We start from the raw sequence: 22697 nt of genomic DNA, 5'->3' as shown, positions 1-22697 counted from the left end.
ATGAACCACATGCGCACGGCCGCTGCGATCCTCGCGACGGCCTCGCTCGCCCTCGCCGGCTGCGCCGGCTCCGGGCCGTCCGAGTCGGGCGGCGACGTCGTCCTGGAGTTCGCCCAGTGGTGGGAGCCCGAGCTCCCCGACGGCGCGCTCCGCGGGCTGCTCGACGCCTTCGAGGCGGAGAACCCCGGCATCACCGTCGAGCTGCTCAGCGGGCCCTACGCCTCCACCCGCGAGCAGCTGTTCGCCGGAGCGGCGTCGGGGACGATGTCGGACGTCGTCGGTCTCGACGGCGCCTGGGTCAACGACTTCGCCAGGCAGGGCGCCATCGCCGACCTCACGGCGCTCATGGCGGATGAGGGGTACGACGACGGCGCCCTCGCATCGCAGGTGCAGGTGGACGGGGCGACGTACATGCTCCCCGTCGTCAACTTCGTCTATCCGCTGTACACGAACGACGCGCTGCTCTCGGCGGCGGGCGTCGACGGGCCTCCGAGCGACCGCACCGCGTTCGCGGAGGCGGCGCAGGCCGTCACCGACCTCGGCGACGCCTACGGCACGGCGATGCCGCTCTCGCTCGAGACGCCCAGCGGCATCCAGAACCAGGTCATGTCGTGGGTCTGGGCGTCGGGCGGGTCGATGCTCGACGAGGGCGAGCCCGACCTGACGAACGACGAGGTCACGAGCGCGGTGGGCTATCTCGCCGACCTCTACGAGGACGGCGTCTTCGCGCCCGGCGCCTTCACGATGAAGGAGCAGGACATGGTGGAGGAGTTCGCCAACGGGCGCGTGGGGATGATGATCGACTCCCTCGCGCACCTCACGACGATCCGCGAGGCGAACCCCGATCTCGAGTTCAGCATCAGCGCGCTCCCCGCCGAGGACGGGTACGAGGGCGAGCGCGGCATCCCCTACGCCTCCTGGGGCGTCGGCGTGTCGGAGAGCTCCCCGCACCAGGCCGAGGCCTGGAAGCTCGTGGAGTTCCTCATGAGCGAGTCCGGCAACGCAGAGCTTGCGTCCGCCGCCAAGGCGTTCCCGGGCAACGTGAACGCCGTGCCCGACTTCGTCGACGACGACGAGCTCTTCGCGCAGGCGTTCGAGATCTACCAGGACGGCTACCCGGCCAACGAGTTCACGGGGCTCCCCGTCGCGGAGGAGCTGATGCGCCAGTTCGACGAGCAGTTCCAGCGCCTGCTGGACGGCGAGATCGCGCTCGACGAGATGCTCTCGCGCACGCAGGAGTCGTGGGAGGCGGAGTTCTGATGCTCTCCGTCGCGGAGGAATCGCGAGAGATCGCCGCGCCGGGGACGTCCCGCCCGCCGGCGCGGGAGGCGGGCGCGCGCCGCCGGCGGATCGGCCGGCGAGCGGAGCCGTACCTCTACATCGCTCCGACGGCGATCCTCATCGGGGTGCTCCTCGTCGTGCCGATCGCGACGGTCATCGGCTACTCCCTCTTCGACAACGTCATCAGCGACCCCGACCCGCGGTTCGTCGGCCTCGCGCACTTCGCCGACCTCCTCGTCGACCCGCGCTTCCACACGTCGATCCGCAACACGCTCGTGTTCACCGTGACGAGCGTCGCGGCGCACCTCGTCCTCGGTCTCGCGTTCGCCCTGCTGCTCGACTCTCGCCTCCTGGGGCGCGCGAGCATCGCGATCTACCGCACGATCTACGTCCTGCCCTGGCTCTTCACGGTCGCGATCGTCGCGGTGCTCTGGCGTCTCCTGCTCAACCCGAACGGCGTGGTCAACCACCTGCTCTCCTTCCTCGGCGCAGGACAGATCGAGTGGCTCGCCGATCCCTCGCTCGCCCTGGGCGCCGTGACGTTCGTCAACATCTGGGCCGGCTACCCGTTCTTCATGGTGAGCCTTCTCGCGGGGCTCCAGGGCATCCCCTCGGAGCTCTACGAGGCGGCACGCGTGGACGGGGCAGGCCCCTGGCAGCGGTTCACGGCCGTCACCCTGCCGCAGCTGCGGCCGATCATCGTGAGCATGTCGCTGCTGGACCTGATCTGGACGTCTCAGCAGTTCGCCCTCATCTGGATGACGACGGGCGGCGGCCCCGTCGACGCCACGGAGCTGGTGAGCACCTTCACGTACAAGCTCGCGTTCACGCGGTACGAGTTCGGCGCGGCATCCGCGAGCGCGGTCATCGTCCTCGCGCTGTCGATGGTCCTCGCCGTGTTCTACGCACGGCATCAGCGGAGGAAGGACTGAACGATGGCGATCACCGCCTCGGCCACGACCACGCAGACCCTCGTCACGAGCCGGCGCGTCCCCCGCAGGGCCGTGTCGCGCAGGGCCCGCCGGACGACCGCGAAGGCCCTCACGGCGCTCGGCCTGTTCGCCGGCGCCCTCTTCGCCGGCCTCCCGATCCTGTGGATGCTCGCGAGCTCGTTCAAGTCGAACACCGAGATCTTCGCCTCGCCCCCGCGGCTCGTGACGGAGTCGTTCTCGTTCGCGGCGTACACGTCGATCCTCACCGACCCCGAGAAGCTCCGGTTCTTCGTCAACAGCTACGTCGTCGCGCTCGCGGTGGTCGCGTGCACGCTCGTCGTGGCCATCCTCGCCGCATACGCGTTCAGCCGGTTCGACTTCCGGTTCAAGGAGCCCCTCAACGTCATCGTCGTGAGCGTGCAGGCGGTCCCGCCCATCACGCTCCTCATCCCGTACTTCGGCCTGATCGTGGCGCTGGGCCTGTACGACACCTATCCGGGCCTCATCCTCACGTACCTCGTCTTCACGCTGCCGTACGCGATCATCATGATGACCGGCTACCTCAACACCCTGCCGCGGGAGCTCGACGAGGCGGTCCGGGTCGACGGGGGCGGCACCTGGACGGCGCTGTGGCGCGTCCTCGTGCCCGTGGCGACTCCCGGCATCGTGTCGGTCGGCATGTACACGTTCATGCTCGCCTGGAACGAGTACCTGTTCGCGCTCACGCTCACGCGCACCGTCGACATGCGCACCGTCCCCATCGGCATCCAGCTGCTCATGGGCCAGCACTCGTACGAGTGGAACGAGATGATGGCGATGAGCGTCGTCGGATCGATCCCCGTCCTGATCCTGTTCCTCTTCTTCCAGCGCTACTTCATCGGCGGTCTCACCGCCGGATCCGTGAAGAGCTGACGCCCCAGAGGACCCACGACCCCACCCCAGAAGGAGAGACACCCATGCTCGTATCCGGCAAGGACCTGCTCGACGTCGCCAGCGCGAACGACTTCGCGATCCCCGCGTTCAACGTCGCCGACTACCACATGTTCAACGGCCTCGTGGAGGTCAGCGAGGACAGGGGCGCCCCGCTCATCGTCGCGATCCATCCCAACGAGATCGACCTGCTCGGCTTCGACGTGATCCATGCCATCCGCAACCGCCTGCACCGCTCGCCGATCCCCGCCACGATCCACTGGGACCACGGGGCGAGCCACGAGCAGATGGTCGCGGCGATCCAGGGCGGGTTCACCTCGGTCATGCTCGACGCGTCGGCGGAGCCCTTCGAGCGGAACGTCGCGTGGACGCGGCGTGCCGTCGAGACCGCGCACGCCGTCGGCGTCTCCGTGGAGGGCGAGCTCGGCACGATCGGGAAGATGGAGTCGGCCGACGGGGGGATCGTCTACACCGACCCCGAGGACGCCGTCGCCTTCGTGCGCGAGACGGGCGTCGACAGCCTCGCGATCGCGATCGGGACGCGTCACGGCATCTACCCCGCCGACATCACGCCGCAGCTCAGGCTCGATCTGCTGCGCGAGATCAAGGCGGCCGTCGGGATCCCGCTCGTCCTCCACGGCGGGTCGAACAACCCCGACGACGAGGTCGGGGAGGCCGCGCGCAGCGGCGTGAACAAGATCAACATCTCCAGCGACATCAAGGTCGCGTACCACGAGGCGCTCCGCGGGGTGCTGGAGGACCGCGGCCTGCGCGAGCCCGATGCGATCGTCCCGCCGGCGATCGAGGCCTTGAAGGCGGTCGCGGCGCAGAAGATCGACCTGTTCGGCGCGGCGGGCAAGGCCGCGCTCTACCGGCCGCTGCCCGCGCGGAAGGCCGACCTCTTCACGTCGGGACAGACGGCGACGGCATGATGCGCGCCGCGGCGGGGGAGGGGAGGGGATCGTGAGGCCCGTCGTCCTGGGGCTCCAGGGCACGGTCGACTATCTCATCGAGTGGGACGGCGCGACGATCGAGGCGCTCGCCGACGAGTACGCCGTCGCCGTGGGAGAGCTCGCCGCACCGGGGTCCGTCGTCGACGAGAGGAGCCTGCTCGTGACGCTGCTGAGCTTCCTCGCCTCCGGCCGCGGCGGCGAGCGGCATGCGGCGTCGTCGGAGGTCGTCGAGCGGTTCGCCGCCCGCTTCCGCACCGAGGTCGCGCTCGGCGGCACGAGCGTGCGGGCCGCGCTCCTCCTGCGCCGCCTCGGCGTCCCGTCGCTCCTCCACCTCGTGAGCCGTGACGACACCGTCCGTCGTCTGCTGCCCGCGGAGTGCGCGTCCATCTCGAGCGCGACCGAGGACACCCTCGACCCGCACCTGATCGTCCAGTACCGTGAGGGCGATGGCGCACGGATCGGGGAGGTCGCGATCGTCGCTCCGAGCGCGAACCGCGTCATCGTCGCCGACGACCCTCCGGCGAGCGCGCTGCGTCTCGCGCCCGAGCTCGGCGATCGCGTCGCGGAGGCCGGGGTGTTCCTCGTCTCCGGGTTCAACACGATCCAGGACGAGGGGGTCCTGCGCGAGCGGCTCCGTGAGATCCGCGAGGTCATCGCGAGGATGCCGGAGGGCGGCGTGGTCGTCTACGAGGACGCGGGCTTCCACGACCAGCGCTTCGCACCGCTCGTGTCGCGCGCGCTCGCGGATGTCGTGGACGTGTTCGGCATGAACGAGGACGAGCTCCAGGCGAGGCGGGGCAGGACGCTCGACCTGCTCGACGTCTCGGCCGTGGCCGCCGCGGTCGAGGAGATGAAGGCGGAGCTGGGGCAGGCGACGCTCGTCGTCCACACGCGCCACTGGACCGTCGTGGCCGGGGAACGGGCGGCGTCGTTCGCGGCGGCGGCCGACGCGGGCAACGCCGCCGCGGGGGCCCGGTACCTGTACGGCGACGACATCGGAGACGCGCACGTCTCCTCGGTCGCCGCTCGCGAGCGCCAGCCCGCCGCGCGGGCGTTCGCCGCCGAGCTGGAGCGGCGCCTCGGTCGTCGCGCGCGGTGCCTCCCGGCGTTCGACCTGCATCCGGATCGGCCGACCACGATCGGCCTGGGCGACACGTTCGTCGGCGGGTTCATCGCCGAGCTGGCACGGGAGGACGCTCCCTGATGGACCTCGTCGTCCTGCCCTCCAACCGTCCGGCGCACCGGTTCTACCGGGGCGGACAGCGGATCACCGCGCTCAGGGGCGAGCCCGACGCGGGGAGCCACGAGCCGGAGGACTGGGTCGCCTCCGTCACGGCCGTGGCGGGCGAGGCGCCGCAGGGACTCACGGCGCTGCCCGACGGACGGCTTCTGCGCGATGCCGTCGAGGCGGATCCCGTCGCCTGGCTCGGCGATGCGCACGTCGCCGCCTACGGCGCGGACACCCGCCTGCTCGTCAAGCTCCTCGACGCGGGTCAGCGGCTCCCCGTCCATGCGCATCCCGACGACGTGTTCTCGGCGCGCGAGCTCGGGCGTGCGCACGGGAAGGCGGAGGCGTGGTGGATCCTCGAGGGCGGATCCGTCCATCTGGGGCTGAGGGAGACGGTCTCGCCGGCGGATCTCCGTGCGCTCGTGGAGGGGCAGGACACCGAGCGTCTGCTGGCGCTCCTCCATCGGCGGGACGTGGCGCCGGGCGACGTCGTCTTCGTGCCTCCCGGGGTGCTCCATGCGATCGGCGAGGGCGTGCTCCTGCTCGAGGTGCAGGAGCCCGAGGACCTGTCGATCCTGCTCGAGTGGCGCGGATTCGCGATCGACGGCGCGAAGGACGGGCACCTCGGACTCGGCCTCGACCGTGCGCTGGACGCGGTGGAGACGACGGCGCGGACGGGCTCGGACGTCGACGGGCTCGTCCATCGGGCCTCGGCCGGTCGCCCGCTGCCCGACGCCGCGGATCCGTACTTCCGGCTGGAACGTCGCGAGGCGCGCGGCGGCGCGGAGCTCGCGGCGGGATTCGCCGTCGTGCTGGTCGTCTCCGGCGACGTCGTGCTGCGGCCCGCGACGGGCCGGGATGCGCGGTGCGCTCGCGGGGCGACCGTGCTCGTGCCGCACGGCGCCGGCGTCGTCCGCCTCGAGGGTCGCGGCGACGTCCTGATCGCACGGCCTCCGGCGCCGTGAGACCCGCCTAGTACGAGCCGGCGTCCTCCGTGCCGGTCGCCGGACCGCCCGCCGCGCGGGCGCGCAGCTCGCCGAGGATGATGGCGCTGGCGCTCGTGCCGAGGCGCGTCGCACCCGCCTCCAGCATCGCGACGGCGGCTTCGAGCCCCCGGACGCCGCCGGAGGCCTTGACCTGCACCGCGGGGGAGACGCTGCGGCGCATGAGGGCGATGTGCTCGGCCGTCGCGCCGCCGCCGGCGAAGCCCGTCGACGTCTTCACGAACGTCGCGCCGCCCGCCTCCGCGAGGCGGCTGCCGCGGACGATCTGCTCGTCGTCGAGGAAGCTCGTCTCGAGGATCACCTTCGTGACGAGGCCGCCCGCGGCGTCGACGACGGTGCGGATGTCCGAGACGACGCGCTCGTCCTCGCCGCCGAGGAGCGCGCCGATGTGCACGACCATGTCGAACTCGGACGCGCCGTCCTCGTGCGCCTGCCGGAGCTCGGCGACCTTCGCCGCGGTGGACGTCGTGCCGTGCGGGAAGCCGATGACGGTGCCGACGGCGACCGCCGTCCCCGCGAGACGCCGCACGGCGTAGGAGACGTCGGACGGACGCACGCATACGCTGAAGACGCCCCACTCCGCGGCGACGTCGAGCTCGCGGTCGACGTCGGCCCGGGTGAGGTCGGGCTTGAGGATCGCGTGGTCGATGGCGGCGGCGACAGCCGTCTCGGTGAGCTCGATGGCCATCGCACCAGCGTACCCGGCGCCGCGGGCGGGACACCCCTCGTGGGGGCCTTCGCGGCGGCGGCGAGCGTCCGCCGATCCGACGCGATTGCATCACGATCGGCGGGCGTCGTCGCCGTCCGGGGGACGGCTCCGCTAGCGTCGGCCCTATGAAGCGCCGCGTCCTGCCCCTCCTCGCCGCCGGGATGCTGCTCGCCCTCGCCGGGTGCGCGAGCGGCGGCGTCGGCACGACGCCCGACGCCACGGGGGCCCCGACCCTCCCCGCGGAGACGCCGACCGTCACCTCGGCGCCGACGGCGAGCGCCGACCCCGAGTCCACGGAGGATCCCCCGGCGGCCGGCGACATCGCGCTGCCGGCGTCGTGCGAGCAGGTGTGGACGGAGCGGGGGCTCGGCATCCTCAGCGAGGAGGTCGCCCCGCTCAACGACGAGAGCCTCACCATGCTCTCCACGGAGGTCGTGCCGGCGCTCGAGGTCCTCGACGTCGCCCCGAGCATCCGCTGCACGTGGGGCGCGGCGAGCGAGGTCGGCACCGCGACCACCGTCGCGATCGTCGACGCGGCCCAGGCCGAGACCGTCCGCACGGCCCTGCGGGACGCGGGCTTCGCGTGCGAGGACCGCGACGTCGTCACGCGCTGCGACCGGGAGCAGACCCTCGAGGGCGAGACGACGGCGTCCTCGGGCGAGGTGCACGTGCTCGGCGGCAACGGCTGGGTGGCGACGCATTGGCTCAACACGAATCTCGAGCCCGACTACACCGAGGACATCATCGCGAGCCTCTGGGGATGACGCGCGCGCCGCTCGCAGGAGACGGCGCCGCGCATGCCGTAGAATGCCCGTGAGGCCTCCGCTCATCCGATCGACGCGACAGCGCCGGAAGAGCGGGCCGCGTCATCGGATGCCGAGTGGAAGAGCGACTCGGTCGCCGTCCGGCGAGAAGGCGGGCGACACCACCCGCAGCCTGGCAGCGCGTGACGCACGCACGACTTCGACCGGCAGGGCTCATGGAGCAGCCGGCAGCGACGCTCAGGAGGAGCATGCCGACCACGGCACCCGCGCGACAGCGCAAGACGTCCTCGTCCGCACGACGCGACGAGGAGGCCCCGATCATCCCGATCCTCGCCCGCAAGGTCCGCGAGATCGAGGCGAAGGCGCAGCGCAACAAGCTGGGCCCCACCAACCGGGTCAAGTTCCAGGTGATCGCGTTCCTCGTCCGCGAGGAGCGCGCGAGGGTGAAGGCCGACGCGGCGCTCGCGGACGGCGTGCGCGCCGAGCTCCTCAAGCGGCTCGACGGCGTGGCCACGATCCTCGCCAAGACCGCCGCCCGCGACACCTCGCTCATCCAGCTGCTCGAGGCCGACCACGCGACCTCGCCCGTCGCCCGCCGCATGCGGCGCGACTGGCTGCTCGAATCGGGCGCCGATCTGCCGCCGGAGGAGCTCGTCATCACCGACGACAAGCCGGTCATCGCCACGCCCGTCGTGTCCGTGGTCGTCTCCGAGCGCGCCGTCACGCCGCCGCAGGTGGAGGCCCGCCTCGACGCCAACCCGTTCCTCGCCCCCGACCTCGAGCGCGCCGTCCCCGCGCCGTCGCCGCGTCGCCGTCTCGACGGCTGGGAGCTCATGGGGCCGCTCTACAAGTCGTTCGAACAGGGAGCCGGCGGGGGCGCGGCCACCATGCCGCTGCCCCCCGTCCCCGAGTTCGACAGGCTCTCTCCCAAGGGCCTCGAGGTGATGCCGCACCAGTCCCGGTTCCTCGAGGCGGTGCGCGAGGGGCACCGATCCTTCCTGCTCGCCGACGAGCCCGGCCTCGGGAAGACCGCGGAGTCGGTGCTCGCCGCATCCGTCGCCGAGGCGTACCCCCTCGTCGTGGTCGTCCCGAACGTCGTGAAGATGAACTGGGCGCGCGAGGTCGAGCGATGGACGCCGCAGCGTCGCGCCACGGTCATCAACGGCGACGGGCGCGACGTCGACGCCTTCGCCGACGTGTTCATCGTGAACTACGAGATCCTCGACCGGCATCTCGGATGGCTCGCCACGATCGGCCTGCGCGGGATGGTCGTCGACGAGGCGCACTTCATCAAGAACCTCACGTCGCAGCGCTCGCAGAACGTGCTCGCCCTCGCGCAGCGCGTCCGCGAGACGACGCCGGGAGGCGATCCGCTGCTGCTCGCCCTCACGGGGACCCCGCTCATCAACGACGTCGAGGACTTCGACGCCATCTGGCGCTTCCTCGGCTGGACCAACGGCGAGAAGCCCGGCGCGGAGCTCATGGAGAAGCTCGACGAGACGGGCCTCACCCCCGCCGACAAGGCCTTCTACCCGGAGGCCCGCAACGCCGTCATCTCGATGGGCATCGTGCGCCGTCGCAAGAAGGACGTCGCCAAGGATCTCCCGGACAAGCTGGTCGCCGACCTCCCGGTGCAGCTCGACGACGAGTTCGGCCGAGGCATCCGCGCGGCGGAGCGCGAGCTGGGCGAGCGGCTCGCCGCCCGCTACCGCCGGATCATCGAGGCCAGAGGCGACCGCGGTCTCGCCGCCGGCGAGATCGACGACGACATCGTCCGCCTCGTCGCGCAGGGCGAGCTCGAGGAGTCGAAGGCCGCGGGCACGGAGGGCGACAACGTCTTCGCGATGGTGCGCCGCATCGGCCAGGCGAAGGCGCTGCTCGCGGCCGACTACGCCGCCCAGCTGCAGCGCTCCGTGGGCAAGGTCGTGTTCTTCGCCAAGCACATCGACGTCATGGACCAGGCGGAGGCGCACTTCGCCGCCGCGGGCATCAAGGCCGTCTCGGTGCGCGGCGAGCAGACGAGCGTCGTCCGCCAGGCCGCGATCGACGCCTTCAACAGCGACCCCGACGTCGGCATCGCCGTCTGCTCGCTGACGGCCGCGGGCGTCGGCGTCAACATGCAGGTGGCGTCGAACGTCGTGCTCGCCGAGCTCAGCTGGACCGCGGCCGAGCAGACGCAGGCGATCGACCGCGTGCACCGCATCGGGCAGGACGAGCCGGTCACCGCGTGGCGCATCATCGCCGCCCACACGATCGACACGAAGATCGCCGAGCTCATCGACCGCAAGCAGGGTCTCGCCGGCCGTGCGCTCGACGGCGAGGCGTTCGACGACGCGTCGAGCGACTCCGTCCAGCTCGCCGCCCTCATGCATCTGCTGCGTCAGGCCCTCGGCGGCGAGTAGCCGTTCGGGATTCGTCGCCCGGAGGGTGAATCGCACCCTCCGGGATGCCCTAGCGTTGATGTCATGAAGATCGGCATTCTGACGAGTGGTGGCGACTGCCCCGGCCTCAACGCAGTCATCCGCGGCGCGGTGCTCAAGGGCACCGAGGCCTACGACATGGAGTTCGTCGGGATTCGCGACGGGTGGAAGGGCCTCGTCGAGGCCGACTTCTCCCCGCTCACGCGTCGCGACGTCAAAGGCCTCTCGAAGGTCGGTGGCACCATCCTCGGCACGAGCAGGACGAACCCCTACGAGGGCGACCGCGGCGGCGCCGAGAACATCGCCAAGACGCTCTACGGGCACAAGCTGGACGGCATCATCGCGATCGGCGGCGAGGGCACCCTCGCGGCGGCGCAGCGGCTCAACAACGACGGCATCCCCGTCCTCGGCGTGCCGAAGACGATCGACAACGACCTGCGCGCGACCGACTACTCGTTCGGTTTCGACACCGCCGTCAACATCGCCACCGAGGCGATGGACAGGCTGCGCACGACGGGAGACTCGCACCAGCGCTGCATGGTGGCCGAGGTCATGGGGCGTCACGTCGGGTGGATCGCGCTGCACTCGGGGGTGGCGGCGGGCGCCCACATCATCTGCATCCCCGAGGTGCCGCTCTCGCTCGACGAGATCACGAAGCAGGTCCTCGCGGCGCACGAGCGCGGCCGCGCCCCGCTCGTCGTGGTCGCGGAGGGCTTCAAGATCGAGGGCCAGGACGAGGCGTACAGCGACAAGGGCCTCGACGCGTTCAACCGCCCGCGTCTGGGCGGCATCGGCGAGGTCCTCGCCCCGCTCATCGAGGAGGCCACGGGCATCGAGACGCGCGCGACCGTGCTCGGCCACATCCAGCGCGGCGGATCGCCGTCGGGCTTCGACCGGGTGCTCGCCACCCGCCTGGGCCTGCACGCCGCCGACGCCGTCGTGGACGGCGCCTGGGGTCAGATGGTCGCCCTCAAGGGCACCGACATCGTGCGCGTTCCGTTCGACGAGGCGCTCGGCGAGCTCAACAGCGTGCCGCTGTACCGCTACGAGGAGGCGGCCGCCCTCTTCGGCTGATCCGCGTCGGCGCGGCGTCGTAGGCTGGCGGCATGCTTCAGCTCGGTCAGCATCCGCCGGCCTCCCGGACGATCGTCCATCTGAGCGACACCCACCTCGTCGGGGGCGGCCGCCGTCTCAGCGGCACGATCGACGCGGACGCCAACCTCGTCGCGACCCTCGAGCGCGTCGAACGCCTCTCCGGGGGCGTCGACGCGCTCGTGTTCACGGGCGACCTCGCCGACCTCGGCGAGCCGGAGGCCTACGTGCGCCTCCGGGAGCTCGTCGATCCCGTCGCCGCGCGGCTCGGGGCGCCCGTCGTCTGGGTCGCCGGCAACCACGACGAGCGGCCGGAGCTGCGGCGAGACCTGCTGGGCCTCGCGTCGACGCAGGAGCCGCTCACGGGCGTCTGGGACCTCGGCGGCCTGCGTCTGGTCGCGCTGGACTCGACCGTGCCCGGATGGCACCACGGCGATCTCGACGACGCGCAGCTCGCGTGGCTGGCGGAGGTGCTCGCGGAGCCGGCGCCGCTGGGCACCGTCCTCGCCCTGCACCATCCGCCGCTTCCGAGCCACATCCCGCTGTTCGACGTCCTCGAGCTGCGCGACCAGGGCCGGCTCGCCGCCGTCATCGCCGGAAGCGACGTGCGCGCCATCCTGGCCGGTCATCTGCACTACTCCACGAGCGGGACCTTCGCGGGCGTCCCCGTCAGCGTCGCATCCGCCTCCTGCTACACGATGGACATCTCGCTGCCCGCGCAGCGGGTGAACGGGATGGACGCGGGGCAGTCGTTCCATCTCGTGCACGTGTACGAGGACACGATCACGCACTCCGTCGTGCCCATCGCGTCGGCGGAGCCCGGCGACGCGTTCACGCCCGCGTGGTACGCGGCCATGGCCGCGCTCACGCCCGAGCAGCGTCTGGACGCCTTCTCGCGCAAGCCGTCCTGACGCCCGGCCCGCCTATTCGGCCAGTCCCACGGCCTCGAGCAGCCAGGCCAGCTGGAACGCGCGGTCGTGCCAGGCGTTGTACCGGCCGCTCACCCCGCCGTGGCCGGCGACCATCTCGCACTTCAGCAGCGCGTCGGCGCCGGCCTCGCGCAGGCGCGCGACCCACTTGGCGGGCTCGACGTAGAACACGCGCGTGTCGTTGAGCGACGTCGTGGCGAGGATGCGTGGGTACGCCACGCCCTCGCGGACGTTCTCGTACGGCGTGTACGACTTCATGTACGCGTAGACGTCGGCGTCGTGCAGCGGATCGCCCCACTCCTCCCATTCGATCACCGTGAGGGGGAGCGAAGGGTCGAGGATGGTCGTGAGCGCGTCGACGAACGGCACGTCGGCGAGGACGCCGGCGAAGAGCTCCGGGGCGAGGTTCGCGACCGCGCCCATGAGCAGGCCCCCCGCCGACCCGCCCTCGGCGACCATGCGGTCGGGCGACGTGTAGCCGCGGTCCACGAGGAAGCGCGCCACGTCGACGAAGTCCGTGAAGCTGTTGCGCTTGCGCGTCAGCTTGCCGTTCTCGTACCAGGCGCGTCCCATCTCGCCGCCGCCGCGGACGTGCGCCACGGCGAAGACGACGCCGCGGTCGAGCTCGGAGAGCCGCGCATAGGAGAAACCGGGGTCGATCGAATGCTCGTACGATCCGTAGCCGTAGAGGTGGACGGGCCGCGGGGCCTCGCCGGGCGCGCCGAAGGAGCGCTTCCAGACGAGCGAGACGGGGATCTCGGTGCCGTCGCCCGCGGGCGCCCACAGGCGCTCCTGCCCGTAGTCCGCGGGATCGTAGCCGCCCAGCACCTCCACCTGCTTGAGCTCGCGCAGCTCGCCCGTGGCGACGTCGTAGTCGAAGACCGTGCCGGGTGTCGTGAACGAGCCGTAGCTCAGGCGCACGACCGGCTGCGTCCACTCCGGGTTGCCGCCCGAGCCGGCGTCGTACAGCGGCTCGTCGAACGCGATCTCGCGCACCGCGTGGGTCGCGTAGTCGAGGATGCCGACACGCGGGATGCCGCCCGAGCGGTATTCGACGATCGCGAAGTCGCGCAGGCAGTCGACGCTCTCCAGGCGCGTGCCGGGGGAGTGGGGGATGACGACCTCGGGCTCGGCGTCCTCGTCGTCGGCGGGCAGGCGGATGAGCTCGAAGTCGAGCGCGTCCTGGTTGTGGAGGACGTACAGCCAGTCGCGCCCCTCGATCACGGCGTGGTCGACGGAGTACTCGACCTTCGCCGAGCGATCCCAGATCGAGACGGCGTCGACGGCCTCGGGGTCCGCGAGGAGGAGCGGCAGGTCGGATGCCGCGATGACGTCGATCTCGCTCGTCGTGTTCGAGGCCGACTCGATGACGAGGTACTGGCGGCTGCGCGTGAAGCCCGCGCCGATCCAGAACGCCTCGTCGTCCTCGTGCGCGATCTCGACGTCGTTCTCGCGTCCCGCCTCGCCGACCCGGTGCAGCCAGACGCCGTCGGGGCGCCACGCGTCGTCGACCGTCGAGTAGAGGACGAACGCGCCGTCGGGCGTGAACCGGGCGCCGCCGCCGACGCCGTCGATGACGTCCGGCAGCAGCTCGCCCGTGGCGATGTCCTTCACCCGCACGGTGTACCGCTCGTCGCCCTGCGTGTCGACGCCCCACAGCAGCCGCGTGCCGTCCGTGGTGACGCTGAACGCCCCGAGCGAGAAGAACTCGTGCCCCTCCGCCTCCGCGTTCCCGTCCAGGAGCACCTCCTCGCCGGGCACGTCGACGCCGGCCTCGAGCCGCGGCGGCGTCCAGTCGTCCTCGCTCGCGAGCGGAGCCCGGCACTGCAGCCCGTACTGCCGGCCCTCGAGCGAACGGCCGTAGTACCACCATCCGCCCTGCCGGACGGGCACCGTCAGGTCGGTCTCCCGCACGCGCCCCTTGATCTCCTGGAAGAGCGTCTCGCGCAGCGGCGCGAGGTGCGCCAGACGCGCGTCGGTGTACGCGTTCTCCGCCTCGAGATGCGCGATGACGTCCGGGTCCTCCTTCGCGCGCAGCCATTCGTACCGGTCTTCGACGTCGTCGCCGTGGTGCGAGCGGACGACGGGGCGCCGGGCGGCGACGGGGGCGGTGGGCTGGGCGGGGGTTGCTTCGACGGTCACACGACAACGCTATCCGTGCGGGGGGCGGTCGACGGCGTGTCCGTCCACGACGTACAGATCGCTCCCATCCGCTGTACATCGCGGAGATCGGATGCCCCGGGGCCCCGGGTAGGATCGGGGCCATCCGTCCCACATCGCCGTGAAGACCCACGAGGAAGACATCACATGGCCCACGACGCCACGTCCATCCGCATCGAGACCGACTCCCTGGGATCCCTCGAGATCCCGGCCGAGGCGTACTGGGGCATCCACACGGCCAGGGCGCTGGAGAACTTCGACATCTCCAAGCGGCCCATCTCGGTGTACCCCGAGCTCGTGGTGGCGCTCGCGATGGTGAAGCAGGCGGCGGCGCGGGCGAACCGCGAGATCGGCGTGCTCGACGACGAGCGCGCCGAGCTCGTCGACAAGGCGGCGCAGCTCGTGATCGACGGCGAGCACCACGAGCAGTTCGTCGTGGGCGTCGTGCAGGGCGGCGCCGGCACCTCGACCAACATGAACGCGAACGAGGTCATCACGAACATCGCCCTCGAGCTCGCCGGGCGCGAGAAGGGCGACTACGCGTACCTCTCGCCCATCGACCACACGAACCGCAGCCAGTCGACCAACGACGTCTATCCGACCTCCATCAAGATCGGCCTCTCGCTCTCGCTCCGCTCCCTGCTGGAAGAGCTCGACCTGCTGCGGCGGTCGTTCCTCGCCAAGGCCGTCGAGTTCCACGACGTGCTGAAGGTGGGCCGCACCCAGCTGCAGGACGCCGTGCCCATGACGCTCGGCCAGGAGTTCCACGGCTTCGCGACGACGCTCGACGCGGACTACCGTCGTCTGCGGGAGAACGCCGTGCTCCTGCACGAGATCAACATGGGCGCCACGGCGATCGGCACGGGCATCACGACGCATCCCGGATACGCGTCCGCGGTGGAGCGCCATCTGTGCGAGATCACGGGACTCGACCTCGAGACGGCGAGCGATCTCGTCGAGTCCACGAGCGACACCGGCTCGTTCATGTCGTTCTCCGCGTCGCTCAAGCGCAACGCGATCAAGCTCTCCAAGATCTGCAACGACCTGCGGCTGCTGTCGTCGGGCCCGCAGGCCGGTCTCGGGGAGATCAACCTCCCCGCACGCCAGGCGGGTTCGAGCATCATGCCCGGCAAGGTCAACCCGGTCATCCCCGAGGTCGTCAACCAGGTCGCGTTCGCCGTGGTCGGCGCGGACGTGACCGTGACGATGGCGGTGGAGGGCGGCCAGCTGCAGCTGAACGCCTTCGAGCCGATCATCGCGCACTCGATCTTCCAGTCCATCATCTGGATGCGCCAGGCGATGCGCACGCTGCGCGTCAACTGCGTCGACGGCATCACGGCCAACCGCAAGCGCCTCGGCGCGATGGTCGGCTCCAGCGTCGGCGTGATCACGGCGCTGACGCCCTTCATCGGCTACGCGGCGGCGGCCGCTCTGGCGAAGACCGCGCTGCTGACGAACCGCAACGTCGCGGATCTCGTCGTCGAGGCGGGGCTCATGGACCGTGCCGAGGTCGACAAGCAGCTGAGCCCGCTGCGGCTGTCGGGACTCGAGCCGATCACCAGCGTCATCCCCGTCATCGCTCCCGAGGACGTGCCGACGACCCCCTGAGCCCGGTCCGGCTCAGTCCGTCATGCGGCAGTGGGTCGTGAGCTCCCCGATGCCGTCGATGCCGACGGTGACCGTGGAACGGTCGCGCAGCAGCACCTGCGGCGTGCGGGAGAAGCCCGAGCCCCCGGGGCTCCCCGTCGAGATGAGGGTGCCGGGGAGCAGTGTGACGCCCTGCGAGAGGTGCGCGATGAGCCGGGCGACCGTGCGGACCATCTGGTCCGTCGACGCGTCCTGCATCATGTGGCCGTCGACGCGGGTCCAGATGTGGAGATCCTGCGGATCGGCGATCTCGTCGGCCGTGACGACGTAGGGACCCACCGGGGTGAAGCCGTCGAGCGACTTGCAGCGGCACCACTGCGCCTCGGAGTACTGGATGTTGCGCGCCGAGATGTCGTTGACGACGGTGTACCCGAACACGTAGTCGAGCGCCTCCTCCTCCGTCACGTCCTTGGCGGGCCGCCCGATGACGACGCCGAGCTCGGCCTCGTAGTCCACGGTCTCGCTCAGGCGTCGCGACCAGGTCGTGGTCTGGTCGTGGCCCTGGAGGGAGTTGGGCCAGAACGTGAAGACGGTCGGGGTGTCGTCCGTCTTCAGGTTCAGCTCGCCCGAGTGGGCGGCGTAGTTCAGCCCGACCGCGAGCATGGTCGGCGGGGTCAGGAGAGCTGGCGCGAAGTCGAGGTCCGCGACGGGCGTCCACGCCCCCTCGTACCGCCCGGCGGCCTCGTGCAGGGCGTCGAGCGCCGCGTCCCCGCCGGCGATGAGCTGCTCGACGGTGCGGGGGCCGTCCTCGACGAGGGCTGCGACGTCGACGGCTCCGTCGAGGTCGACGAGCGCAAGGGAGGGGGCGACGCCCCCGGGGAAGGTCACGTGGGCGAAACGCATGGTCTCAAGGCTATCGGGCATGGCGACGCCGCCGACGCCCCGCTGCGACCGATATGAACAATGCGTTCCGCCGTAAAGTGTGAGCCATGACCTCCGGCACCGGCCTCCCCCCGTCGTCGCAGGAGCCGTTCGCCACTCCGCTCGACCAGCCCCGCCGGGCGGACGGGGCGTCGATCCCGCCGGGCGGGCATGTTCAGCCGCACCTGCCGAGGCTGCCGGTGCCCTCGCGGAGCGGCCGGACCGCCTGGTTCTGGCTGTGGGGCGTGCTCGCCCTCCTGCTGCTCGGCCTCGTGTCGTACTTCACGAGCGCCCTGGGGGCGGCGGCCTCGGTCGTCGGCCTCGTCCTCGCGCTCGTCCCCTTCGCCGTCGTCGTGTCGGCGATGCTGTGGGTCGACCGCTGGGAGCCGGAGCCCAGGAGCCTCGTCGTCTTCGCCCTCGCATGGGGCGCGATCGCGTCGGTGGGCTTCGCCCTGCTGTGGGACCTCGGCGTGACGCTCGCCCTCCCGCAGCTCGCCGCGCTCGAGTCCCTCGGCACGGTCGTGCAGGCGCCGATCGTCGAGGAGCTCGCGAAGGGCGTCGGCGTGCTCCTCGTGCTCCTGATGGGGCGCCGCGCCTTCGACGGTCCCGTCGACGGCGTCGTCTACGGGGCTCTCGTGGGCGCGGGCTTCGCCTTCACCGAGAACATCCAGTACTTCGCGGTCTCCGCCATCGAGGGCGGCGCCGCCTCGCTGACCTGGACGTTCGTGCTGCGCGGTCTCATGTCGCCGTTCGCGCACGCGATGTTCACCGCCGTGACGGGCTTCGCGCTCGGGCTCGCCGCGCGGCGCGGCGCCTCGTTCGGCGCGTCCCTCCGGACGTGGCTCGCGGGCCTGATCGGCGCCATCGTGCTCCACGGGCTGTGGAACGCGTCGGCCACCTTCACCGATCTCGGCGGCTTCCTCCACCTCTACGTCGTGCTGCAGGTGCCGCTGTTCGCGATCTTCCTCCTCATCCTCATGCGACTGCGGCGCGAGGAGGAGCGGCTGACGAAGCAGCGGCTGGGGGAGTACGCCGCGGCCGGCTGGTTCACCTCCCCGGAGGTGGAGATGCTCGCGACGCCCTCCGGACGGCGGGCGGGGATGGCGTGGGCGCGCTCGCTGCGCGGCGACCGGTCCGCGCTCATGAAGTCGTTCATCCGAGACGCGACGGCGCTCGCCGCGACGCGCCAGCGCGCGATCTCGGGGCGCGATCCGAAGGCGGCCGACGACGAGCGCGTGCTGCTCGTGCGCGCCGCCCATACGAGGCAGGCCCTGCTGTCGTCCTGAGCGCCCGAGGGAGGCCTTGACAGGCGCGCGCGCCGGGAGGATCCTGGTCTCAGATCAACTCAGCGCTCGGAAGTCTCGCAGGCATCGCCGCGGCCCGGGCGCTGAGTCCTGTCCGGGCCTCGTGCCGGCCGCGGTGCGCGTCCGCTCGCGAGCAGGCAAGATGGACGTATGAGCGCAGAACGCACGAGACCCGAGTTCGACGCACCCGAGGGCCCCGCCCCCGCCGAGCTCGTCATCCGAGACATCATCGTCGGCGACGGTGACGAGGCGAATCCCGGCGACACCGTCACGGTGCACTACGCGGGCGTCGAGTACGAGACCGGCGACGAGTTCGACTCGTCGTGGAACCGCGGCGAGAGCATCCAGTTCCCGCTGCGCGGCCTCATCCAGGGCTGGCAGGAGGGCATCCCCGGCATGAGGGTCGGGGGGCGGCGCGAGCTGGTCATCCCGCCCCACCTGGCGTACGGCCCCGCGGGATCCGGGCACTTCCTCAGCGGGAAGGCCCTCATCTTCATCATCGATCTCATCGACGTCGCCTGATCCGCTTCCCCGAGGGCGCCGCACGGACGACGAGCCGTGCGGTGCCCCGCGCGTCCCCGGGATGTCACCGGGAGTTCTCCCGCGTGTCTGGAATATATGCGACTGAATGCGTATTGTTCTGTCGTATGCCGCCACTGTGGGGCGGTCCGATCTTCAAGGAGAACCGATGACCATCGACATCCCCGGCTACCGTCCCGGCACCTACCAGCTCGACCCCGCGCACAGCGAGGTGGGCTTCGAGGTCCGTCACATGATGATCTCCAAGGTGCGCGGCGCCTTCGCGGTCAAGCAGGCGACCATCGTCCTGCCCGAGAACGTCCTCGAGGCCTCGGTGACGGCCACGGCGGACGCGGCCTCCATCGACACGAAGGACGAGGGGCGCGACCAGCACCTCCGGTCCGCCGACTTCTTCGACCCCGAGACGTACCCCGCGATCACGTTCACGAGCACGGGCGTCCGTCACGAGGGCGGGGACTTCTTCGTGGACGGAGACCTCACGATCAAGGGCGTCACGAAGCCCGTGACGTTCGCGCTCGAGCTCGGCGGCTTCGGCACCGACCCCTGGGGCAACTACAAGGCCGGGGCGACGGCACACGCGACGATCAACCGCGAGGACTTCGGCCTCACGTGGAACGCCGCGCTCGAGAGCGGCGGCGTGCTCGTCGGCAAGGACGTGAAGATCGTCCTCGACCTGCAGGGCACCCTCGAGGCCTGACCTCCTCCCTCGGGGCCTGACCTCCCCCACCACCCGCGAGAATCCATCCCCGCCGCGAGAATTCCGGCGGCGGGGATGGATTCTCGCGCGTGGGATGGAGTCTCGCGGACCGGATGCCGCGGCCGGGCGCGCTCAGGGAGCGGGGGACTCCGCGTCGTAGGCGAGGAACGACGGCGACGCCCTCAGGACGAGCGTCGCGACGAGGACGACGAGGACGCCGCCGAGCAGCGGCGGGAGCCACGTGCTCGGCACGCCTCCGAACCAGTCGGCCGAGACCGTCGCGAGCGTCCCGGCGTAGAGCGCGCCGAGGCGGGGGCCGCCCGTCACGACGACGATGAAGACGCCCTGCAGGCGTCCGCGGACGGCGTCGGGGACGGCGGACTGCAGCATCGTCTGGCGGTAGATGGAGCTGACGTTGTCCGCCGCGCCGGCGAGGGCGAGGCAGATCATCGCGACCGCGATGAGCGGGATGCTCGGGCTCCCCGGCCCGGCGGCGTCGGATCCGAGCCATCCGACCGCGCCGGCCGCGAGGACGAGACCGAACACGGCGGTGACGACGCCGAACGCCTGGACGGCGCGTGCGATGCCGAGCCCGTGCCGGCGGTACGCGGAGACGCGTCCCGAGAACAGGCTCGACCCGAAGGCGCCGACGGCGCCCGCCGCGACGAGCAGGCCGGTCGTCACCTCCCCTCCGCCCAGCAGCACGGCCCCGATCGCGGGGAACAGGGCGAGCGGGTTGCCGAAGGTCATCGCGACGATGTCGAGGAGGAACTGCGTGCGGATGTTCGGGGCGCGCATCAGGAAGCGCGTGCCGTCCACGAGCGACGCGAGGCCGGGGCGGGCGGTCTCGCCCTCAGGGCGCAGGCGGGGAAGCGTCCAGAGGCCGAGGAACAGCGAGAGCATGAGGACGAGGTCGAGCGTGTACGTCACGGGGTACCCGAAGAGCGCCACGAGGACGCCGCCGAGAGCCGGGCCGACCATGACCATGACCCCGACCGTGATGCCGTTGAGCGCCGCGGCGGCGGGGATGAGCGCGGCGCCGACGAGCCTCGGCGTGATCGCCATCTTCGTCGCCGAGACGATCGAGTTCGCGGCGGAGTTGACGATCGACAGGCCGTAGAGCCACCAGGCGCCGACGTGTCCCGTCCAGGCGAGGACCGCCAGCAGCGCGGTCGAGAGCCAGGTGACCGTCGCCGCGATCAGGGCCACGAGCCGTCTGTCGAAGAAGTCGGCGAGCATGCCGCCGTACAGCCCCGCGACGATCATGGGCAGCAGCCCCGCGACCGCGATCATCGCCACCGCGAAGGTCGATCCCGTCAGGTGGTACATGTGCAGCATCACAGCGGTGATCGTGAGCTGGCCGCCGAGGCCGCCGAGGGTCGACCCGACCCAGAGCCGGGCGAAGGCGGGGTGCTGCGTCAGGGGACGCGTGTCGAGGAGGACGCGCGACGCCATCAGCGCCGTCCCTCCGCGAGATGCTCCACGAGAGACGAGGCTAGCGGTTCGCCCGCGCCGTCCCGCTGCGGTAGACTCGTGTGGTTGCCGTTCGATCGGCCGCGGAGAAAGAGAGCCCACGCATCAGGCGATGGGCGCCGCGCAACGAGGAGAGAGGGGATCGAATCTATGGCTCTCGAAGCAGATGTCAAGAAGGCGATCATCGAAGAGTACGCGACGCACCCCGGTGACACCGGATCCCCCGAGGTGCAGGTCGCACTGCTGACGCAGCGCATCAAGGACCTCACCGAGCACCTCAAGGAGCACAAGCACGACCACCACTCGCGTCGTGGCCTGTTCCTGCTCGTCGGTCAGCGCCGTCGTCTGCTCGGCTACCTCCAGGACATCGACATCGCACGCTACCGTGCGCTGATCGAGCGTCTCGGACTCCGCCGCTAGGCAGAGCGCGACCAGCGTTCAATCGTCTTCCCGAAGGCCCGTCCCCGGTGTGGGGCGGGCCTTCGTCGTCATCCGGCGCGCTGCGGTCGTCGCTTCGCGCGGCGCGACCCCGTGGGGTCGTTCCGGCGGCCCGGGAGCAGCCCGGGGCTCGCGAAGAGCCAGCGGGGACGAGGCTCCACGAGGGGTCCCGTCAGCCAGCGCACGGGCCTCGTCGCGAGCAGCGTCGCGACGGCGATCGAGAGCAGGCACATGACGGGCAGCCAGAACCACGTCGGGTCGAGGCCGCGCAGCACGCCGGACTCCCGGAACGGGTAGAGCACGAACGAGTGAAGCAGGTACACGTACATCGTGTACTGCCCCAGCCGGGTCCAGGGGGTGCGCCGCCGGGGGACGAGGGAGAAGAACGCGGCGGAGAGCGCCACGCCGATCGCGATCGTCGCGAGCCGCACGGCCCCCGCCCACCACATGTGGTGCGAGAGGAGGTCGACGTACGCGTCGTCGTAGAAGAACCAGTACCGCAGCTCGACCTCGCGCCAGAGGTCGATGCCGGCCCACGCGACCCATCCGGCGAGGGCGAGCAGCCCCGCCGCGCCGACGGAGAGCCACCACGGGCGGCGCCGCAGCAGCCCGAATCGTTCGACGACGTCGTGCCGTCGCAGCCACCATCCGAGCACGAAGAACGGCAGGAAGCCGAGCGTGCGCGACAGGGAGAACGTGCTGTCGATGTTCGGCAGGTAGCCGGCCCCGACGGAGATCAGCACCGACCACGCGAGCGGCCAGCGCAGCAGGGCCAGATAGGGCAGCACGAGGCGGAAGATGCCGAGCGCGAGGAGGAACCAGAGCGTCCACGAGGGCTGCGTGATGTTCGGCTCGGCCCGTCCCTCGACGAGCCACTTGGCGAACCACCACAGCACCTCGAAGACGATGTACGGCAGGAGGATGTCGGTGACGACGCGCACCATCTGGCGACGCGACGGCGGTCCGGATCTCGAGAAGTACCCCGAGATGATCGCGAACGCGGGCATGTGGAACGCGTAGACCGCGAGGTAGAGCGCGTAGGCGACGTCGGAGTCGTAGACGAGGCGCTGGATCGCATGGCCGAGCACGACGAGGACGATGCACGCGAACCGCGCGTTGTCCCAGAACGGCACGCGCCGACCGCGCCGGGCGGTCGTCCCCGTCGACGTCGTGACCGTGGGCTGCGCCTCGCTCGTCATCGCGTCCTACGCTACCGATATCGGGAGGCGGACGTCGTCCGGTCCGCCGGTCGGGAATGGATTCACGTCCCGTCCGTTGTACCGGGTATATTCATTCGCATGGAACGGCGAGCGGGCGTCCGCGCGCGGAATCGGA

At 71.1% G+C, this 22697-nt stretch carries 20 protein-coding genes; 15 read left to right on the top strand and 5 right to left on the bottom strand.

Annotated features, from left to right (window positions below):
* The 6 genes from N8K70_RS11830 to N8K70_RS11805 are packed head-to-tail and all read left to right on the top strand — an operon-like array spanning nucleotide 1 to nucleotide 6289.
* On the top strand, nucleotides 1-1260 hold the full coding sequence (locus N8K70_RS11830; protein ID WP_317138541.1) for an ABC transporter substrate-binding protein: 1260 nt from the start codon (nucleotides 1-3) through the stop codon (nucleotides 1258-1260).
* Entirely contained in the window at nucleotides 1260-2213 is a 954-nt protein-coding gene (locus N8K70_RS11825; protein ID WP_317138540.1) for a carbohydrate ABC transporter permease, read from the top strand. The genes N8K70_RS11830 and N8K70_RS11825 overlap by 1 nt, the downstream gene beginning before the upstream one ends.
* A gap of 3 nt (nucleotides 2214-2216) precedes the next feature.
* Nucleotides 2217-3125 (top strand): carbohydrate ABC transporter permease, encoded by a 909-nt coding sequence (locus tag N8K70_RS11820; protein WP_317138539.1) that lies wholly within the window; start codon nucleotides 2217-2219, stop codon nucleotides 3123-3125.
* Nucleotides 3126-3169: 44 nt separating this feature from the next.
* On the top strand, nucleotides 3170-4075 hold the full coding sequence (locus N8K70_RS11815; RefSeq protein WP_317138538.1) for a ketose-bisphosphate aldolase: 906 nt from the start codon (nucleotides 3170-3172) through the stop codon (nucleotides 4073-4075).
* A 31-nt stretch (nucleotides 4076-4106) separates the two neighbouring features.
* Nucleotides 4107-5300, top strand: coding sequence for an ADP-dependent glucokinase/phosphofructokinase (locus N8K70_RS11810; RefSeq protein ID WP_317138537.1), 1194 nt, complete (start codon nucleotides 4107-4109; stop codon nucleotides 5298-5300).
* A complete protein-coding gene (locus tag N8K70_RS11805) occupies nucleotides 5300-6289 on the top strand; it encodes a class I mannose-6-phosphate isomerase (protein WP_317138536.1) in 990 nt (329 codons plus the stop codon). Before N8K70_RS11810 ends, N8K70_RS11805 begins: the two co-directional genes overlap by 1 nt.
* 7 nt (nucleotides 6290-6296) lie before the next feature.
* Here the strand turns inward: N8K70_RS11805 and deoC are convergent, their stop codons facing one another.
* Complete coding sequence (gene deoC, locus N8K70_RS11800; RefSeq protein WP_317138535.1) at nucleotides 6297-7016, bottom strand: deoxyribose-phosphate aldolase; 720 nt, start codon at nucleotides 7014-7016, stop codon at nucleotides 6297-6299.
* A 146-nt stretch (nucleotides 7017-7162) separates the two neighbouring features.
* Between deoC and N8K70_RS11795 the strand changes: the two genes are divergently transcribed.
* From N8K70_RS11795 to N8K70_RS11780, 4 genes are all read left to right on the top strand, one after another.
* Nucleotides 7163-7801 carry a hypothetical protein gene (locus N8K70_RS11795; protein WP_317138534.1) on the top strand — a complete coding sequence of 213 codons (639 nt, stop codon included), beginning with the start codon at nucleotides 7163-7165 and terminating at the stop codon, nucleotides 7799-7801.
* A gap of 248 nt (nucleotides 7802-8049) precedes the next feature.
* Complete coding sequence (locus N8K70_RS11790; protein ID WP_317138533.1) at nucleotides 8050-10203, top strand: DEAD/DEAH box helicase; 2154 nt, start codon at nucleotides 8050-8052, stop codon at nucleotides 10201-10203.
* 63 nt (nucleotides 10204-10266) lie between these two features.
* Nucleotides 10267-11295 (top strand): 6-phosphofructokinase, encoded by a 1029-nt coding sequence (locus N8K70_RS11785; RefSeq protein WP_317138532.1) that lies wholly within the window; start codon nucleotides 10267-10269, stop codon nucleotides 11293-11295.
* Between the two features lie 32 nt (nucleotides 11296-11327).
* Nucleotides 11328-12224, top strand: a complete 897-nt coding sequence (locus N8K70_RS11780) for a phosphodiesterase (protein ID WP_317138531.1) — start codon at nucleotides 11328-11330, stop codon at nucleotides 12222-12224.
* A gap of 12 nt (nucleotides 12225-12236) precedes the next feature.
* Here N8K70_RS11780 and N8K70_RS11775 read toward each other — a convergent pair whose 3' ends face one another.
* Nucleotides 12237-14384, bottom strand: a complete 2148-nt coding sequence (locus N8K70_RS11775) for a S9 family peptidase (RefSeq protein WP_317138530.1) — start codon at nucleotides 14382-14384, stop codon at nucleotides 12237-12239.
* Nucleotides 14385-14549: 165 nt separating this feature from the next.
* Between N8K70_RS11775 and N8K70_RS11770 the strand changes: the two genes are divergently transcribed.
* Nucleotides 14550-16010 (top strand): aspartate ammonia-lyase, encoded by a 1461-nt coding sequence (locus N8K70_RS11770; RefSeq protein WP_317138529.1) that lies wholly within the window; start codon nucleotides 14550-14552, stop codon nucleotides 16008-16010.
* 12 nt (nucleotides 16011-16022) lie between these two features.
* Here N8K70_RS11770 and N8K70_RS11765 read toward each other — a convergent pair whose 3' ends face one another.
* Nucleotides 16023-16892: a fumarylacetoacetate hydrolase family protein gene (locus N8K70_RS11765; protein WP_317138528.1), complete on the bottom strand. Its 870-nt coding sequence runs from the start codon at nucleotides 16890-16892 to the stop codon at nucleotides 16023-16025.
* 86 nt (nucleotides 16893-16978) lie between these two features.
* Here N8K70_RS11765 and N8K70_RS11760 point away from each other — a divergent pair, with 86 nt between their 5' ends.
* The 3 genes from N8K70_RS11760 to N8K70_RS11750 all read left to right on the top strand — a co-directional run bounded on the left by N8K70_RS11760 (nucleotide 16979) and on the right by N8K70_RS11750 (nucleotide 19451).
* The gene (locus N8K70_RS11760; RefSeq protein WP_317138527.1) at nucleotides 16979-18196 is read left to right on the top strand and encodes a PrsW family intramembrane metalloprotease; all 1218 of its coding nucleotides are present in this window, start codon (nucleotides 16979-16981) and stop codon (nucleotides 18194-18196) included.
* A gap of 168 nt (nucleotides 18197-18364) precedes the next feature.
* Nucleotides 18365-18736: an FKBP-type peptidyl-prolyl cis-trans isomerase gene (locus N8K70_RS11755; RefSeq protein WP_317138526.1), complete on the top strand. Its 372-nt coding sequence runs from the start codon at nucleotides 18365-18367 to the stop codon at nucleotides 18734-18736.
* A gap of 166 nt (nucleotides 18737-18902) precedes the next feature.
* Nucleotides 18903-19451, top strand: coding sequence for a YceI family protein (locus N8K70_RS11750; protein ID WP_317138525.1), 549 nt, complete (start codon nucleotides 18903-18905; stop codon nucleotides 19449-19451).
* A 132-nt stretch (nucleotides 19452-19583) separates the two neighbouring features.
* Here N8K70_RS11750 and N8K70_RS11745 read toward each other — a convergent pair whose 3' ends face one another.
* Nucleotides 19584-20906 (bottom strand): MFS transporter, encoded by a 1323-nt coding sequence (locus N8K70_RS11745; RefSeq protein ID WP_317138524.1) that lies wholly within the window; start codon nucleotides 20904-20906, stop codon nucleotides 19584-19586.
* A 168-nt stretch (nucleotides 20907-21074) separates the two neighbouring features.
* Between N8K70_RS11745 and rpsO the strand changes: the two genes are divergently transcribed.
* Entirely contained in the window at nucleotides 21075-21344 is a 270-nt protein-coding gene (rpsO, locus tag N8K70_RS11740) for a 30S ribosomal protein S15 (protein ID WP_271174217.1), read from the top strand.
* A gap of 68 nt (nucleotides 21345-21412) precedes the next feature.
* On the opposite strand, the gene N8K70_RS11735 is transcribed toward rpsO, so the two are convergent.
* Entirely contained in the window at nucleotides 21413-22561 is a 1149-nt protein-coding gene (locus N8K70_RS11735) for an acyltransferase family protein (RefSeq protein WP_317138523.1), read from the bottom strand.
* Between the last annotated feature and the right edge of the window lie 136 nt (nucleotides 22562-22697).

This window comes from Microbacterium sp. AB, assembly GCF_032878875.1.
Classification (GTDB): Bacteria; Actinomycetota; Actinomycetes; order Actinomycetales; family Microbacteriaceae; genus Microbacterium; species Microbacterium betulae.
This window is presented reverse-complemented; position numbering and strand designations above follow the sequence as displayed.

Bases quoted from the DNA above. Each gene is read 5' to 3' on its own strand.
- N8K70_RS11790 (WP_317138533.1), top strand. From the start codon at position 8,050: ATGCCGACCACGGCACCCGCGCGACAGCGCAAGACGTCCTCGTCCGCA.
- N8K70_RS11825 (WP_317138540.1), top strand. From the start codon at position 1,260: ATGCTCTCCGTCGCGGAGGAATCGCGAGAGATCGCCGCGCCGGGGACG.
- N8K70_RS11750 (WP_317138525.1), top strand. From the start codon at position 18,903: ATGACCATCGACATCCCCGGCTACCGTCCCGGCACCTACCAGCTCGAC.
- N8K70_RS11765 (WP_317138528.1), bottom strand. From the start codon at position 16,892: ATGCGTTTCGCCCACGTGACCTTCCCCGGGGGCGTCGCCCCCTCCCTT.
- deoC (WP_317138535.1), bottom strand. From the start codon at position 7,016: ATGGCCATCGAGCTCACCGAGACGGCTGTCGCCGCCGCCATCGACCAC.
- N8K70_RS11770 (WP_317138529.1), top strand. From the start codon at position 14,550: ATGGCCCACGACGCCACGTCCATCCGCATCGAGACCGACTCCCTGGGA.
- N8K70_RS11760 (WP_317138527.1), top strand. From the start codon at position 16,979: ATGACCTCCGGCACCGGCCTCCCCCCGTCGTCGCAGGAGCCGTTCGCC.
- N8K70_RS11820 (WP_317138539.1), top strand. From the start codon at position 2,217: ATGGCGATCACCGCCTCGGCCACGACCACGCAGACCCTCGTCACGAGC.
- N8K70_RS11785 (WP_317138532.1), top strand. From the start codon at position 10,267: ATGAAGATCGGCATTCTGACGAGTGGTGGCGACTGCCCCGGCCTCAAC.
- N8K70_RS11815 (WP_317138538.1), top strand. From the start codon at position 3,170: ATGCTCGTATCCGGCAAGGACCTGCTCGACGTCGCCAGCGCGAACGAC.
- N8K70_RS11830 (WP_317138541.1), top strand. From the start codon at position 1: ATGAACCACATGCGCACGGCCGCTGCGATCCTCGCGACGGCCTCGCTC.
- N8K70_RS11745 (WP_317138524.1), bottom strand. From the start codon at position 20,906: ATGGCGTCGCGCGTCCTCCTCGACACGCGTCCCCTGACGCAGCACCCC.
- N8K70_RS11755 (WP_317138526.1), top strand. From the start codon at position 18,365: ATGAGCGCAGAACGCACGAGACCCGAGTTCGACGCACCCGAGGGCCCC.
- N8K70_RS11795 (WP_317138534.1), top strand. From the start codon at position 7,163: ATGAAGCGCCGCGTCCTGCCCCTCCTCGCCGCCGGGATGCTGCTCGCC.
- N8K70_RS11805 (WP_317138536.1), top strand. From the start codon at position 5,300: ATGGACCTCGTCGTCCTGCCCTCCAACCGTCCGGCGCACCGGTTCTAC.
- N8K70_RS11780 (WP_317138531.1), top strand. From the start codon at position 11,328: ATGCTTCAGCTCGGTCAGCATCCGCCGGCCTCCCGGACGATCGTCCAT.
- rpsO (WP_271174217.1), top strand. From the start codon at position 21,075: ATGGCTCTCGAAGCAGATGTCAAGAAGGCGATCATCGAAGAGTACGCG.
- N8K70_RS11735 (WP_317138523.1), bottom strand. From the start codon at position 22,561: ATGACGAGCGAGGCGCAGCCCACGGTCACGACGTCGACGGGGACGACC.